At 33.5% G+C, this 15,274-nt stretch carries 12 protein-coding genes; 9 read left to right on the top strand and 3 right to left on the bottom strand.

Annotated features, from left to right (window positions below):
* Together U5A88_RS15545 and U5A88_RS15540 are read right to left on the bottom strand one after the other, a co-directional pair.
* Entirely contained in the window at positions 1–2,583 is a 2,583-nt protein-coding gene (locus tag U5A88_RS15545) for a phosphoenolpyruvate carboxylase (RefSeq protein ID WP_354207980.1), read from the bottom strand.
* Between the two features lie 508 nt (positions 2,584–3,091).
* Positions 3,092–4,000 carry a DUF6607 family protein gene (locus U5A88_RS15540; protein ID WP_354207978.1) on the bottom strand — a complete coding sequence of 303 codons (909 nt, stop codon included), beginning with the start codon at positions 3,998–4,000 and terminating at the stop codon, positions 3,092–3,094.
* A gap of 103 nt (positions 4,001–4,103) precedes the next feature.
* Between U5A88_RS15540 and U5A88_RS15535 the strand changes: the two genes are divergently transcribed.
* From U5A88_RS15535 to U5A88_RS15515, 5 genes are all read left to right on the top strand, one after another.
* Positions 4,104–6,188, top strand: a complete 2,085-nt coding sequence (locus U5A88_RS15535; RefSeq protein ID WP_354207976.1) for a TonB-dependent receptor plug domain-containing protein — start codon at positions 4,104–4,106, stop codon at positions 6,186–6,188.
* 19 nt (positions 6,189–6,207) lie between these two features.
* A complete protein-coding gene (locus tag U5A88_RS15530) occupies positions 6,208–6,816 on the top strand; it encodes an HmuY family protein (protein ID WP_354207974.1) in 609 nt (202 codons plus the stop codon).
* Between the two features lies 1 nt (position 6,817).
* Positions 6,818–7,267, top strand: coding sequence for a DoxX family membrane protein (locus tag U5A88_RS15525; RefSeq protein ID WP_354207972.1), 450 nt, complete (start codon positions 6,818–6,820; stop codon positions 7,265–7,267).
* Between the two features lie 70 nt (positions 7,268–7,337).
* The gene (locus U5A88_RS15520) at positions 7,338–7,976 is read left to right on the top strand and encodes a spermidine synthase (protein ID WP_354207971.1); all 639 of its coding nucleotides are present in this window, start codon (positions 7,338–7,340) and stop codon (positions 7,974–7,976) included.
* Between the two features lie 53 nt (positions 7,977–8,029).
* Positions 8,030–8,377, top strand: a complete 348-nt coding sequence (locus tag U5A88_RS15515) for a hypothetical protein (RefSeq protein WP_354207969.1) — start codon at positions 8,030–8,032, stop codon at positions 8,375–8,377.
* A gap of 786 nt (positions 8,378–9,163) precedes the next feature.
* Here U5A88_RS15515 and U5A88_RS15510 read toward each other — a convergent pair.
* On the bottom strand, positions 9,164–9,628 hold the full coding sequence (locus U5A88_RS15510; protein ID WP_354207967.1) for a CBS domain-containing protein: 465 nt from the start codon (positions 9,626–9,628) through the stop codon (positions 9,164–9,166).
* A gap of 96 nt (positions 9,629–9,724) precedes the next feature.
* Between U5A88_RS15510 and U5A88_RS15505 the strand changes: the two genes are divergently transcribed.
* The 4 genes from U5A88_RS15505 to U5A88_RS15490 all read left to right on the top strand — a co-directional run bounded on the left by U5A88_RS15505 (position 9,725) and on the right by U5A88_RS15490 (position 15,226).
* Positions 9,725–12,028: a M28 family peptidase gene (locus U5A88_RS15505; RefSeq protein WP_354207965.1), complete on the top strand. Its 2,304-nt coding sequence runs from the start codon at positions 9,725–9,727 to the stop codon at positions 12,026–12,028.
* Positions 12,029–12,079: 51 nt separating this feature from the next.
* Positions 12,080–13,261 (top strand): phosphoglycerate kinase, encoded by a 1,182-nt coding sequence (locus U5A88_RS15500; RefSeq protein WP_354207963.1) that lies wholly within the window; start codon positions 12,080–12,082, stop codon positions 13,259–13,261.
* 133 nt (positions 13,262–13,394) lie between these two features.
* Complete coding sequence (locus U5A88_RS15495) at positions 13,395–14,189, top strand: DUF4349 domain-containing protein (RefSeq protein WP_354207961.1); 795 nt, start codon at positions 13,395–13,397, stop codon at positions 14,187–14,189.
* Positions 14,186–15,226 (top strand): NADP(H)-dependent aldo-keto reductase, encoded by a 1,041-nt coding sequence (locus tag U5A88_RS15490; protein WP_354207959.1) that lies wholly within the window; start codon positions 14,186–14,188, stop codon positions 15,224–15,226. Before U5A88_RS15495 ends, U5A88_RS15490 begins: the two co-directional genes overlap by 4 nt.
* Positions 15,227–15,274: the final 48 nt, after the last annotated feature.

The raw sequence follows: 15,274 nt of genomic DNA, 5'->3' as shown, positions 1-15,274 counted from the left end.
TTACGCCGAATTTCTACTTGCATTAATATTGCCAAATAAAGAACGGGTCACTAACTTTTCATAAATTTTTATCAATTCTTCATCTTTTGGTTGCTCTTTTTCCAGTTGCTGGATCTTCTTCAAAGCATATTGTTGTATAGTTAATAAAGGCAATACTATGGTTTCTCTAATATCAACAGAGGCCTTACTGGCTGGGTGGTTTTCCATTAATGTACTAAAACCTGTCAGCTTCAACAGTAGCGTTTTTGTAATTTGATACTCATTGTGAATAATATCCCAAAACGGACCAAATTCAGCATCTTCTGACATATACTTTGTCAAATCAAAGAAGGATTTTGACAACGACATCATACTATTACCAACCAGAGTTTTAAAGAACTTTGAGTTTTTATAAAGTGCTTCTACTTTATCAAATTCTCCTCTGTCTTCATATTGTTTAAGGGCTGTACCTACTCCATAAAATCCTGGTACATTTTGTTTTAACAAACTCCAGGACCCTACAAATGGAATGGCTCTTAAATCTTCAAATTTTAAACTGTCCGATTTACCCCTTTTACTTGGCCGACTACCAATATTTGTTTTTGCATAGTATTTTAAGGTACTCATACGTTCTAAATACGGCACAAACATAGGATGGTTTTTAAAATCAGAATAGGTTTTATAACTTATGTTTGCCAAGCCTTCCATCACTTCACGTTCTGCATCTGTCATTGGTGAATTCATTTCTAGTTTATTGTAAATTCCCGAACTAATTAATTGTTCTAGATTATATTGGGATGAATCCAATGTGCCAAAATTTGAGCTTATTGTCTGCCCTTGTATAGTCAATTGCACTTGTTTTGCTTCAATAGTTGGCCCTAAGGATGCGTAAAACTGATGTGTTTTCCCACCACCTCTGGCAGGAGGCCCGCCTCTACCATCAAAGAAAATAACATCAACATTATATTTTCTAGAAACTTCAGTCAATCGCTCTTTAGCTTTAAAAATGGCCCAATTTGCCATTAAATAACCACCATCTTTAGTTCCATCAGAAAAACCGAGCATAATAAGTTGTTTGTTCTGACGCTTTTTTAGGTGTTTTGCATAGGCAGGGTTCGTGTATAATTCCTCCATAACAATATGAGCAACTTCTAAATCTGGAACCGTTTCAAATAAAGGGCCTATGTCTATGGTTAAATCATCTTGAAAAGCGGCCAACTTTAACATGGCAAACAGTTGCATGACATGCAAGGTGCTTTGCGTATTGCTAATAATATATCTATGGCAAGCTCTTTCTCCATTATTTTGTTGAATTTGCTTCACCGTTTTGATAGTTTTAAAGGTTTTTAACAACTCTTCATCTTTTAATAATGATAAGTCAACCTTGCCTTTTACTTCTGATAGAAGTTTTACCTGCTCTTTTGCTGATAATTCAAAGTAGTTATCAGGGAAAATACCGTTTTTAGATGTTATCAATTCTTCAGCAAGACTGTTAAAAACGCTTTCGTGCACACGACTATCTTGCCTTATATCTAAAATGGCAAAGTGATACCCAAACAAACATATTTTATTTAACAAACTATTAATTTCCGTTAAATACAGCGATTGATGTTCTTTAATGACCAGACTTCTAATTGCTTTTAGTTCTGTTTCAAAATCTTGCAAACTAATTACAGGAACATCACCTTCATCAATAAAACTTCTATACAGTTGACTTTCTAGTTTTCCTACTCGTTCTTCTAATCCGTTAAAAGTTAATTTTCTTTTTAATCGTCTAACATCTCTATAATAATTTTTTAGAATAGCTTGTTTTAATTTATTAGCAACTTTAAATGTAATTTCTGGAGTAACAAAAGGGTTTCCATCTCTATCACCTCCAGGCCAAAAACCAACATTAATGATGTTGTTGTCAATGTCTTTATTATCAAAAATATTCTGCTGGATATAATCGAAAATTGAACCAAAAGAGTAGTAAAATACATTTTCTAAATACCAAACTAAACTCACTGCTTCATCATAAGGTGTTGGTTTATTCTTTTTAAAAAAAGGTGTTTTACCTAGTTGTGCCAATAACTGATTAATCTCTAATAGGTTATTTTCTCTAATGGCTTTTGTTAAATCGGTAATAATTCCCAGCACACTACCTGGATAAAACTGGGTTGGATGTGCGGTTAGTACAATCCGCACCTTAAACTCCTCCAAATATTGTCTCAATACCTCCAACTTATTATCTGAAGTAGCTGATTCTTTTAGGCTTCGCATAGTACCGATACCATCCATATTATTTACTACGGGAAAAGCAGCATCTTCAATGGCATCAAACAAAACTACTTGTCTTTCAATATATTGAATAAAACGAAACAATAAATTAAATTGACTTTGTTGATTTCGCCTTGCTTGATATTTTTTAAAGAAAGTTTCAACTATTGTGGTTGGGTCATCTCCATTTTTAAAGCCCTTTTTACAGGTTTCATGGAATAATGGTAGCAATACTCCTGTCTTGGTGATTGAATCAAAAGGCAGGGTCATAAAAATACTGTTGTAAATCTGGTATTTAGACAATACATTTTGGTTAAATCGTTGTAATCTTGGCTGTACAGACATAAAATAGTTTAAGTTATTTTCGTAAAAATACTAAAGCCTTGGCGAAAGCAAAAGTGCAATGATAATTTTTACGGAATCTTTAATTTATTAAAATTGAAATTGTATTTTCATTAGATAAATGAACAATAACAATGGAATATATAATATAGGTATTTAATAAAAAAATAATTAAGACTAATTATTTTCTGATTCGGAAGTTTCCTTTTTCTTTTTATCGTTTTTTCTTGGAGATAATTTATAAATTATATAGCCAAAACCAACCGCAAAATGTAGAATTACAATTACCATTATAAAGTAAAGCCAAAAATTGGACGTAGCCATGATTCAAAAAAACTTTGTTACAAAGTTAAGTAGTAATTTTATATTGTTAAAACTAAAAAGACCGCCTTTTCAGACGATCTTTCACTTTTTCTCGCTCAAAGCGATTTTCCGCCTCTAGCATTTTGTAGCATTATAACGCTTATTACGGAAATATATTTTTTACAATAGCATTTATCTTGCTAAAAATTTATTCAGCTACAAACGATTGTATGGTTTTATTAATATCTTCTTTAGTATTAGAGAAGTCTTCAGAAAATAAGTGTTCATATAAATGTTTTCCATCTGCCTTATCTTTCAATTTAAGATTCTTATTTCTGGCAAATACATCATCCCATTTGGCCCTAACTAAAGACCAAGCCTTGTAATTCTCTTTCCACCACTCTTTTGCTGCTTTGCATTTGCTATCATCAACTTTCTTATAGGTGTTCAATCCTTTTTCTTGAGCTAACAGTATATCTTTTTCACCTTCTTTTCGAATTACTTTATCATTATCCTGATCGTGTATCCAGCCCTCTTTCGTAATAGCATGTTTGTTGGTACGGATAGTTATATTATAATCATTACGCTTCGTGTATTCTCTTCTTGGTAATGGTGCATCAGTAGTATTTTCCCAAGTACTTTTTCCATCCACATGCACCCAAGTTGCTGAGCCTTCGTAACGTGGACTATCATCAACTTGAAAAACTTTTTGCGTCCATTGCCCTTTTACTTCATTTTTTGGAAGGCTAACGTAATTCCATTCATTGTCGCCGTTGTAAGTATAAAGATCTGTGTTTTCGTACAACCAATCTTGACGCCAATGCTTAATTATTTTAGGGCTTGATGGTCTGCCCACCAATAATAAATGTTGCATTACGATTTTATCGTTGCTATCCTCAACTAGCTCTACCCACTCTAGACCTTTGTCATGTTTTACCTTTGAAGGAACATAAGTGCTGTCTTCGGAATACTGAAAAGTTTCAGCAAAATTAAAGCTAACCTCATAACAGCCGCACATATCTTTTATGGCTTTTTGATCCTGTTCTTTTTTGTTTTGTGCATTTACATTGAATGAAAATGTTAAAATTGATACTAATAAAAGTGCTACTTGTTTCATTTTTAATGATTTGTTTTTTGTTCTTTAAAAAAATTAAAATTTAATTATTCTTATTTAGATTAAATAAAAATAACTTATATATTTGCAGCAAATTTAATTAAGAATGGTTCTAAATAACAAATATTTTTACGTTTATTTTTTTGTTTTTTTTAGTATCATCGCTTTTTCTCAAGAAAACAAAGCGGTTACAAAGGATTCTGTAAAAGTTCAAAATTTAGATGAAGTAATTGTTACAGCTACAAGAACCATAAGACAACTATCATCTTTACCCTTACCTGCTCAAATTATTTCACAAAAAGATATAAAGCGTTCTAATTCCGTCAGGTTAAATGAGATTTTGAATGAACAAACGGGGTTGATTACCGTACCCGACTTTGGTGGCGGAGAAGGTATTCAAATGCAAGGTTTAGATGCTGAATACACATTGATTTTAGTGGATGGTGTTCCTCTGGTTGGACGTTTAGCGGGTACATTGGACATTAGCAGAATTACCGTGGGAAATATTAAACAAATTGAGGTAGTTAGGGGTGCTTCTTCTAGTTTATACGGTAGTGAAGCCTTGGGCGGTGTTATCAATATTATTACAGCAACTCCTAAAAATGGGTTTAAGGGAGATATAAATTACAGATTAGGGTCTTTTAACACACACGATTTAAGTACTACACTTAGTTATAAAAAAGAAAAATTGAGCATCAGTACTTTTTTTAACAGGTACAGTAGCGATGGTTATGATTTGACGGAAAATACCGATTTAAATACCGTAGATCCTTTTCGCAATTATAATGTTAATGCAAAAGTTACCTATGATTTTTCGGAGGATACCGATATGCTTATTTCAGGGAAATATTACAATCAAAAGCAAGATAATATAGCGTCTTCTCTTTTAAAAGGTGAGACCGAGATAGACGATTGGAACACGCACATAAAATTAAACCATACTTACAGTAAAAAATGGAGCAGTTATTTTGAGTTCTATACGACCCAATACAACGCCAATGAAAATTTGGATGATGAAAATGCAGTTTCGGTTAGCGATGCCTATTACAAACAATTATTGATTCGCCCTGAAGTTAGAGCAACTTACAATCCTAACGAAAAAGCTTCGTTTATCGGTGGTGCCGGTTTTAACCATGAAACTTTGGACAGAACGGATTTTACTGAAAAGCCAATTTATAACTCGCCATACATCTATTTACAATACGATGGCAATCCCACGGAAAAACTAAATATAATTTTGGGAGCTAGATTTGATAGCCATAATAAATACAAATCACAATTTAGTCCTAAAGCGGCATTACGATATACGCTCAATGACAAATTGGCCATAAAAGGCTCTGTTGGTTATGGGTTTAAAGCCCCGGATTTTAGACAACTGTATTTCGATTTTACCAACAATTCCGTTGGTTATACTATTTTAGGATATAATGCCGTACCAGATGCTATTAAAACATTGGAAGACAATGGGGAGATTTCGAATATCATTATTCCCAATACCGAATTCAATAGTGAATTAAAACCAGAAAATTCCATCAGTATAGACTTAGGGTTTGATTACGATGTTACTACTAGCCTTAAGCTTGACCTCAACTTTTTTAGGAATAATATAAACGACCTTATAGATACTCGAGCTATTGCAACAAGAACAAACGGACAGAGCGTGTTCAGTTATTTTAATGTCAATAAGGTTTATACGCAGGGCTTAGAATTCAATACCGTTTGGAAACCAGATAACCAGTTGAAAATTTCAGGAGGTTACCAATTGCTGTTTGCTAAGGACAAAGATGTTGAAAAAGCTTTTAAAAATGGGGAAGTATTTGCAAGAGAAAGTGCTAGTTCTCCCTCCTTTCAACTGCAAAAAGACGATTACTTTGGGTTGTATAACCGATCTCGCCACATGGCCAATCTAAAAGTATTTTATTCTATTCCCGAGTGGAATTTAGATACCAATATTAGAGGTACTTACCGAAGCAAATATGGTCTATTCGATACCAACGGCAATGATTATTTAGACAGCTATGACTACTTTGTGGATGGCTACGCCATCATAGATGTTGCCGTTAATAAAACCTTCTATAAAAACTATCAACTGGGTGTGGGTATGGACAATGTCTTCGATTTTACCGACCCTCAAAACATCAGCAATATAGCTGGAAGAATACTATACGCAAAACTTAATATTCAATTTTAATACTTAAATATAAATCAAAATGAACACAATTAAATTTTTAACAGTACTCGCATTATTTATAGGATTTACCTCATGTGATGATGATAACCCAAAGCCATTACTAGAAGTCAAATCTGAATCTGTAACCAATTTACATGCTCCGCAGCTGGGCGGTAGAGGTGAGCCTGTTTCTGGTGCATTTATCAAATTTGATTTTGCAACAGGTACAACCACAACAAGTGAAACCGAATGGGATATTGCTTTTAGAGGTACTTCTATCATCGTAAACGGTGGTGCTTCTATGGGTACGCAAGATGAGCCGGCAAGAACCAAGGAAGTCGGGGCATACATTGCTAATGGCACAATGGCTTCTTTAAAAGAAGTTAACACGGCAGAATTAAAACAAGATTCTGATAGTGGTTATGTTTTAAGTGACTGGTACACCTATGCAGGTGAGCCTACCCATTTAATTAATCCGACACCAGGAAAAATATTGGTGGTTAAAACACGAACTGGAAATTATGCAAAACTGGAAATTTTGAGCTATTACAAAGACGCTCCAGCTGAGCCAAACGCTTTTGAAGATGAAACCCCTTATTACACTTTTGACTATGTATATCAACCTAATAATGGCGTAACCAGTTTTTAAGATGAAAAAATCAATCAACATAATCTTTATTGTTTTTCGTCTTTTTTTAGGTGGTTTTATGATTTATGGAGGTATTCAAAAATTTCAAAAACCTATCCCAACACCTATTGAAGTTGTAGAAAAAGCTAATAAGTTCAATTCTCCTGAAAAGGAAAATACGTTGCAAAAAATATTGTATATAAGCGGGTCCAAACAAACGGGATACTTTTGGCAAGTGCTGGGTATTTGTGAATTGCTATTCGGTTTACTTTTAATTATTCAAGGAACTGGATTTATCGCAGCTTTATTTCTACTTCCTATAACGCTGCACATTTTCCTTTTCCACTTGTTTTTAGAAGCCGACGAGGTTGGCGAACTTATAAAAACTGGCGGGTTGTTTGCTATAAATATTGCCCTAGTACTAAGGGAAAAGGAAAAATGGAAACATTTACTTTGGATAAAACCACTATAATTTTTGAGTTTTAGAAAACCAGATATTAAAAACATCTGGTTTTCTTTTTAATAACCTTAAATTTACCCGTATGAAAAAATTCTTCAGTTATATTTATCCAGTTACTAAAAAAATTACTTCTAAATATAACGGCGAGTTGGAAATTACTTGGTATAATGGCAAAAAACACCTCAATTCGAAAAATGCTAATTATTCATACGGTTCTTTACAAAAAATATTAAAAATAGGATTGCAAAAAATTGACCTTACAGATTGTCAAAAAATCCTGATTTTAGGTATGGGCGGTGGTAGTGTAATCAAAACCTTGCGAAACGATTTTAAATTTCAGAAGCATATTACTGCGGTAGAAATTGATTCCGTTATCATTAAAATTGCAGACGAGGAGTTTGGTGTTAGGTCAAATGAAAAACTTAATGTTATTTGCGATGATGCTCAGCTCTTTATGCAAGTAAATACCAAAAAATTCGATTTGATTATTGTTGATCTGTATATTGATACCAAAGTGCCAAGTCCTTTTTTAGAAACTCCTTTTTGGCAAAACCTTATAAATGCCACCCAAGTTATTTTATGCAATGCCTCATTAGAATTGAATAATGATAATAAACTTAAAAACATCCGTCAGTTTTTAAAAAAGAATAATTTTAATGTAGAAAATTATGACAAAGTAAATGGTACAAATAATTTATTGATTGCTAAGACTTCTGATTAGTCTTATCCGAATGTAAACGGATAATTTGTATATTGCATAAATAATATTTTTTCATGGAAAAACTATGCCCTGAATGTGGAGCAAAAATAATAGGGAGACAAGATAAAAAGTTCTGTTCTGATTACTGCCGTAACGCTTTTAACAACAAAGTGAACAGAGATAGTAAAAACCTAATTAGAAACACCAATAATCGCTTACGCAGAAATTATAAAACATTATCAGACCTTAACACCACCGGAAAAACAAAAGTGACGCGAGCCAAATTGTTAGACCATAATTTTGATTTTAATTTCTTTACTTCTATTTATACTACAAAAACAGGTAATACTTATTATTACGTTTACGATCAAGGTTATCTTCCTCTTGATAATGATTTTTACTTATTAGTTAAAAATGAATAATTTTAAATTTAATTCCTTGTTAAAATTTTGATTATCAGTTATCTATAAATAATTTAATAAATACTTTACTTTTTTAGGGGGAGTTTTTCATAGCAAATTGTTTCATATTCGAAGCACAATTACAAACAATGCTTCAGTCGAAAACGGGAAAATTGCTATGAAAAAAGAAAACAATCATACCGTTAAAATCTGATCTCCTTTCTCCCCAGAAAAAAGACAGAATTAGTTTAAGTTGATAGTTTAGTTAGAGAAAAATGTCCTGCCGAAAAGCAGGACTTTTTTTGTTTAAAAAAAGATTTAAAATATCTAATTCTAAAAAATCATTTTTCTTACTATTACTTAATAATTAAGTTAAGAATATATTCAGCTCCATTTATCTTTCTTTGGTTTCTATTTTAACCCTCAAAAAATAATCTATACTACATAATACACTTCAGTTATAAAATTATTTTAAAATATATTTAATTGATAATCAGTATTTTAAAAAATTTATTGAAAAAATTTATCTTTTTTAGGGGGAACTTTATCTAGCAAATTGTTTTATAATTGAAGTAGCGAAACAAACATTACTTCAGTCGTAATAAGTGGAAATTTAATTATAAAAATGAAAAGTTAATACCATTAAAACTTTATCTCCTTTCTCCCCAAATTAAGGAATCCTCATTAGAGGGATTAAGAGAAATTTTAATCATAAAAAATAATAAGAATTAGTTTAAGTTGATAGTTTAGTTAGAGAAAATTGCCCCGCTGAAGAGCGGGGCTTTTTTTATGTAGATTTTTGTAGAATTACTTCCAGTTTTGCCCTTTTTGCTTTAACGCAGCAATTAGAATGTCTTTTTGACTTATTTGACCTACTAACTTGCCATTTTCAACAATAGGAAAACGTCTGTGCTTGGCTTTTAAAAACATATCCGCAGCTTCAAAAATATTCAGATTACCATCAATTGTATCTACATTTTTAACCATGTGCTTATCGACAGTATTATTATTCATTGGCATATTGTAATATCTGCTTTCTGAAATATGTTTTATACAATCTCCTTCAGAAATAATACCGAGTAATTCGTTATTTTCATCAACTACTGGCCCACCAGATATTCTATTCTTAATTAATGACTCCACTACTTCAGATACAGGTTGTTCCGGTCTAAAAGTAATCAACTTTGTAGTCATATAATCAGATACTAAAGCTGGTTTTAATTCATCTTTTTGCGGTTGAGATCTTTTGCCTTGAAAACTTTTGACTGCCATAACTTTATTTTTTTAGGTTTGTATAAATATATAATAAATTCTTTAAAAATACTTAATTTAGTCAAAATTCAACTAGCAATCAAGAGCCAAATTTAAATGAAAAAATACGCCTCAGCTATATCCTTTTTAATATTAATTCTAGCTATTTATTTGTCATTCAGCAGTTTAATGCCTCAGAAAATAACTAGTACTGACACTCCGCTTACAGAATTTTCGAACGAAAGAGCTTTAGTTCATTTGAAAAAAATAACCAAAAAACCTCACTTTGTAGGTACCGATGAGCATAAAAAAGTACAACAATATATAATTAGTGAACTTGAAAAATTAGGTCTAACAACTCAAATTCAACAACAAGTAGCCCTAAATAAAAAATGGCGTGCAGGAACCACTGCTCAAAATATAATTTCTAAAATTAAAGGCACGTCCAGTTCAAAAGCACTATTGTTGTTAACACATTACGATAGTGCCGTACACTCTTCCCTTGGAGCAAGCGACGCAGGCAGTGGTGTTGTGACTATTTTAGAGGGAGTACGAACGTTTTTAGCGAATAATAAAACTCCGAAAAATGATATTATCATTCTTATCTCCGATGCTGAAGAACTGGGTCTTTTAGGTGCAAATGCTTTTGTAAATCATCACCCATGGGCAAAAAATATTGGTTTGGTGTTAAATTTTGAAGCTAGAGGTAGCGGTGGCCCGAGCTATATGCTCATGGAAACCGATGGCGGTAATAAAAAGTTGATTGAACAATTTGCTGAGGCAAATCCAAAATACCCAGTCGCCAGCTCTTTAATGTACAGCATTTATAAAATGCTGCCTAACGATACTGATTTAACAGTATTCCGAGAAGACGGCGACATTCAAGGCTATAATTTTGCGTTTATCGATGGCCATTTCGATTATCATACTGAACAAGATAGTTATGAAAGATTGGATAGAAATACGCTTGAACACCAAGCGAGTTATTTAATGCCCTTGCTCAATTATTATTCCGACGCTGATTTGACAAATCTCAATTCAGACAAGGATAATGTCTATTTTAATTTACCTTATATAGGGATAGTATATTACCCTTTTTCTTGGGTTCTTCCGCTGACAATAATTTTGGCAATTGTATTTTTTGGGCTTGTCATTTTGGGGGTGTTTAAGCAAAAAATTAGCCTTTGGGGATTGTTCAAAAGTTTCATTCCGTTTTTACTTTCGCTAATTATCAGTGGTTTAATTTCCTTTTTCGGATGGAAATTATTACAGCAAATCCATCCGCAGTATCAAGATATTCTGCACGGATTTACCTATAATGGCCATTGGTATATTGCCGCTTTCTCTGCATTAACTTTGGCTATTTGTATCATTATCTTTAAAAAGTACTTTAAAACGATCAAAGCGGTAAATTTAATTATTGCACCGCTTTTTATATGGATACTTATCAATATCGGAATTGCCGTTTATCTGAAAGGTGCCGGGTATTTTATCATAGCTGTAGTTTATGGGTTGGTAGCATTAACCTTATTGTTGTTTTCAAAAAAAGAAAATCAATCCGTTTTATTAAGTGTATTGTCCATTCCCGTACTGTTCATTTTCGCTCCTTTGGTGCAAATGTTTCCTGTTGGGTTGGGTTTAAAAATGTTAGCCGTAAGCAGTATTTTTATCGTGTTGCTTTTCGGATTGCTAGTGCCTGTTTTTTCATCATATAAAAACATAAAAAAAATGGGCAACTTATTTTTAGCCCTTTCGTTGTTGCTGTTCATCGCTGCTACTTTCAAATCGGGCTACACTATGGATAGAAAACAGCCCAACAGTATAAATTACGTATTGGATGCCGATAAAAACGAAGCTTTTTGGGCAAGTTATAACAACACAACCGATGAGTTTACAGCACAGTTTTTAGGAGACAGCCCTACCAAAGGAGGTTTTGATAATTCCACCACGGCAAGTAAATACGGCACAAAGATTAAACTGCATAAAAAAGCAGAAGTAAAAAGAATAATTGAACCACAATTAAAAATTCTAAAAGACACCTTGGTTGATGGTTTTAGGCATATTAATCTAAAAATTATACCTCAGCGGAAAATCAATAGGGTAGAAATCCTTTCAAAAGACTCTATTTCCTTTAAAACCTTTTCCGTAAACGGAGAAAAGCTCCGTAGACCTGATGATTCTGAATTTGTTTTCCAAACCAAAAATCAGGTGTTAAGCTATTACTTTTCAACAGTTGATGAATATTTGAATCTTGAATTCTCCATTCCTAAAGAACAAAAGCCTTCGTTCATTATTTATGAAACGTCTTACGATCTTTTTGAAAGTATGTATTTTAACATTACGCCACGAAGCGAAACCATGATGCCCATGCCCTTTGTCATTAACGATGCCATAATTATTAAAAAACAACTTGCGTTATAATTGATAAAAAGCATCAGAAACGTTACTTTTACGGTCTAAATTTATTAAGCAATGATAACAATCAACGATTTTAATTTCGAAAATAAAAAAGCGTTAATACGTGTAGATTTTAACGTACCTCTGAACGAAGAATACAAGGTTACGGACACCACAAGAATAGAAGCGGCAAAACCAACCATTATAAAAGTGCTGGAAGATGGCGGAAGCTGTGTTTTAATGTCGCATCTGGGCCGCCCAAAAGGGGTTAGCCCTGAATTTTCGTTATCGCATATTGTGGATACCGTCAGTGAAATTATTGGGGTTCAAGTAAAGTTTGTTGATGACTGCGTTGGGGATAACGTAGAAAAAGCTGCCGCTGAACTAGAAGCTGGAGAAGTTTTGTTATTGGAAAATCTGCGTTTTCACAATGAAGAAAAAGCCGGAGACGTTGCTTTTGCAGAAAAACTTTCCAAACTAGGTGATATTTATGTCAACGATGCTTTTGGAACTGCTCATAGAGCACATGCGTCAACTACGGTTGTTGCTCAATTTTTTGAGGGTAAAAGATGTTTTGGCGACTTGCTGGCAAAAGAAATTACCAGTATCAACAAAGTTTTTAAAGATAGTGAAAAACCCGTTACGGCAATTTTAGGCGGTGCAAAAGTGTCCTCTAAAATTACGGTAATAGAAAATATATTGGACAAAGTTGACCATCTAATCATCGGTGGCGGGATGAGCTTTACGTTTATAAAAGCACAAGGTGGTCAAATAGGCGATTCCATTTGTGAGGATGACAAACAAGAACTGGCATTGGAAATTTTAGAACAGGCCAAAGCAAAAGGTGTAAAAGTACATTTACCCGTTGATGTTGTAGCCGCTGATGCTTTTAGTAACGATGCAAACACGCAGGTAGTTGACATTAACCAAATCCCCGATGGTTGGCAAGGTGTTGATGCTGGGCCAAAGACCAATGTTGGATTTTCTTTTGTAATCGCCCAATCTAAAACCATTTTATGGAACGGACCTGTCGGAGTTTTTGAAATGCCAAAATTTGCCAATGGCACTATTGAGTTGGGCAATGCCATAGCAGATGCAACTGCTGATGGAGCGTTTTCACTTGTTGGCGGAGGCGATTCCGTAGCTGCGGTAAAACAATTTGGGTTTGAAGATAAAGTAAGTTATGTCTCTACAGGAGGCGGTGCTATGCTAGAAATGTTGGAAGGTAAAGAATTACCGGGGATAGCGGCGATATAAGCCTCTCTGTATCCCTACCTCGACTTCGCTCAGCACGGGCTCGGGGAAGAAACTAAGTACAGGCAGAAATTACTTTTGTGAATCCGAGATGGATAAATAACAAAAAGTACTGTAAACTATTAAACCAAATCATATGAAGTTAAAATACATCCCCACATTTCTGTTTTTTATTGGTTTATTGGTTGGTTGTAAATCAGATGAAAGCAGTGAATCTTTTGAAATTCAGGGGAAGTACGATACAGCTGAAGAAGTGTCGGTCAAAAACGATCAACCTATTCAAGTTCAAAGAAAGCTCATAAAAGAGGGAAATGTTAGGTTTGAAACGGATGATTTAAAAGCCACAAAAGCAAATACTTTAGCTGTGGTTCAAAAATATAATGCTTATGTCTCTTCGGACCAAGAATATAAGTCAACCACTGAATTAAGCAATACTATAATCATAAGAGTCCCTGCTGATAATTTTGATACGTTGTTAAATGAAATTACCAAAGGAGTAACACAATTTGATAATAAGGAAATTCGTGTCAAAGATGTTACCGAAGAGTTTTTAGATGTAGAAGCTAGATTAAAAACTAAAAAAGAGCTTGAAACTAGGTATCTAGAATTATTAAAAAAAGCAAATACCGTAAATGAAGTATTGGAAGTTGAAAAAGAAATTGGGCAACTACGTACCGATATTGAATCTATTGAAGGTAGGCTTAATTATTTAAAAAATCAGGTGTCCTTATCAACTTTGACCTTGACCTTTTATGAGACCACAACATTAGGAAATGAATTTGGCAGAAAATTTAAAGACGGTTTTAAAAATGGGTGGGACAATTTAATTTGGTTTTTTGTTTTTCTTACTAACATTTGGCCTTTTATAATATTATTTATAGCAATTATTTTTCTTATTAAATACTTAAGAAAGAGAAAAAAACAACAATGAAATACACTACATTACCACATACCGATATAAAAGTAAGTAAAATCTGTCTTGGTACCATGACTTGGGGAGAACAGAATACTGAAGCCGAAGGACATGAACAAATGGATTATGCCCTTGAACAAGGGGTCAACTTTTTTGATGTGGCGGAACTTTACCCTGTTCCGGCACGTAAAGAAACTTATGGCCGAACCGAAGAAATTATAGGTACTTGGTTCAATAAGACAGGAAATAGGGATAAAATTGTTTTAGCAACTAAAATTGCTGGTGGAGGTGACTATACTGCTCACATTAGAAAAGATGGATTTAGCAAAAGAGCGATTAGCGAAGCTATTGAGAATAGTTTAAAGCGTTTACAAACAGATTATATAGATTTATATCAATTACATTGGCCGGGAAGACCTGTAAATTCTTTTGGAGTTAGAGATTTTCCTTATGCTACGAAAACTGAATGGAAAGATAATTTCGCTGAAACTTTAGAAACTCTCAATGGATTTATAAAACAAGGTAAGATTAAACATATTGGTCTTTCAAATGAGACGCCTTGGGGTACTATGAAATATTTACAAACTGCCAAACAACTTAGTTTACCTAGAATGATAACTATTCAAAATTCGTATTCATTAATTCATCGTTCTTATGAGTATGGAATGTCTGAGGTTTCGCTCCGTGAAAATATTGGACTACTTGTCTATTCTCCATTAGCTCAAGGTGTACTTTCTGGTAAATATTTACAAGGAAATCAACCTGAAGGAGCAAGAGGTACACTTTATCCAAGATTTATCGCTCGCTATAGAAACGAAGGTTCTGAAATGGCAGTTAGTAATTATTTAGAAATTGCCAAAAAACACGGTTTAAGCTTAACACAGTTATCACTTGCTTTTGTAAATCAATTGCCGTTTGTTACCACTAATATTATAGGAGCTACAAAAATGACACAGCTCAAAGAGAATATTGATAGCATAAATGTAGAGCTGTCTGCTGAAATTATTGATGAGATTAATGCCGTGCATGGTAAAATACCGAATCCAGCGGCTTAAATAGATGCGTCATGCTGAACTCGTTTCAGCATCGCACCACAATATGAG

Origin of the sequence: Aureibaculum sp. 2308TA14-22 (assembly GCF_040538665.1) — a bacterium.
Classification (GTDB): Bacteria; Bacteroidota; Bacteroidia; order Flavobacteriales; family Flavobacteriaceae; genus Aureibaculum.
This window is presented reverse-complemented; position numbering and strand designations above follow the sequence as displayed.

Excerpts from the sequence above, each read along its gene's own strand:
- U5A88_RS15545 (WP_354207980.1), bottom strand. The coding sequence starts at position 2,583 with ATGTCTGTACAGCCAAGATTACAACGATTTAACCAAAATGTATTGTCT.
- U5A88_RS15540 (WP_354207978.1), bottom strand. The coding sequence starts at position 4,000 with ATGAAACAAGTAGCACTTTTATTAGTATCAATTTTAACATTTTCATTC.
- U5A88_RS15535 (WP_354207976.1), top strand. The coding sequence starts at position 4,104 with ATGGTTCTAAATAACAAATATTTTTACGTTTATTTTTTTGTTTTTTTT.
- U5A88_RS15530 (WP_354207974.1), top strand. The coding sequence starts at position 6,208 with ATGAACACAATTAAATTTTTAACAGTACTCGCATTATTTATAGGATTT.
- U5A88_RS15525 (WP_354207972.1), top strand. The coding sequence starts at position 6,818 with ATGAAAAAATCAATCAACATAATCTTTATTGTTTTTCGTCTTTTTTTA.
- U5A88_RS15520 (WP_354207971.1), top strand. The coding sequence starts at position 7,338 with ATGAAAAAATTCTTCAGTTATATTTATCCAGTTACTAAAAAAATTACT.
- U5A88_RS15515 (WP_354207969.1), top strand. The coding sequence starts at position 8,030 with ATGGAAAAACTATGCCCTGAATGTGGAGCAAAAATAATAGGGAGACAA.
- U5A88_RS15510 (WP_354207967.1), bottom strand. The coding sequence starts at position 9,628 with ATGGCAGTCAAAAGTTTTCAAGGCAAAAGATCTCAACCGCAAAAAGAT.
- U5A88_RS15505 (WP_354207965.1), top strand. The coding sequence starts at position 9,725 with ATGAAAAAATACGCCTCAGCTATATCCTTTTTAATATTAATTCTAGCT.
- U5A88_RS15500 (WP_354207963.1), top strand. The coding sequence starts at position 12,080 with ATGATAACAATCAACGATTTTAATTTCGAAAATAAAAAAGCGTTAATA.
- U5A88_RS15495 (WP_354207961.1), top strand. The coding sequence starts at position 13,395 with ATGAAGTTAAAATACATCCCCACATTTCTGTTTTTTATTGGTTTATTG.
- U5A88_RS15490 (WP_354207959.1), top strand. The coding sequence starts at position 14,186 with ATGAAATACACTACATTACCACATACCGATATAAAAGTAAGTAAAATC.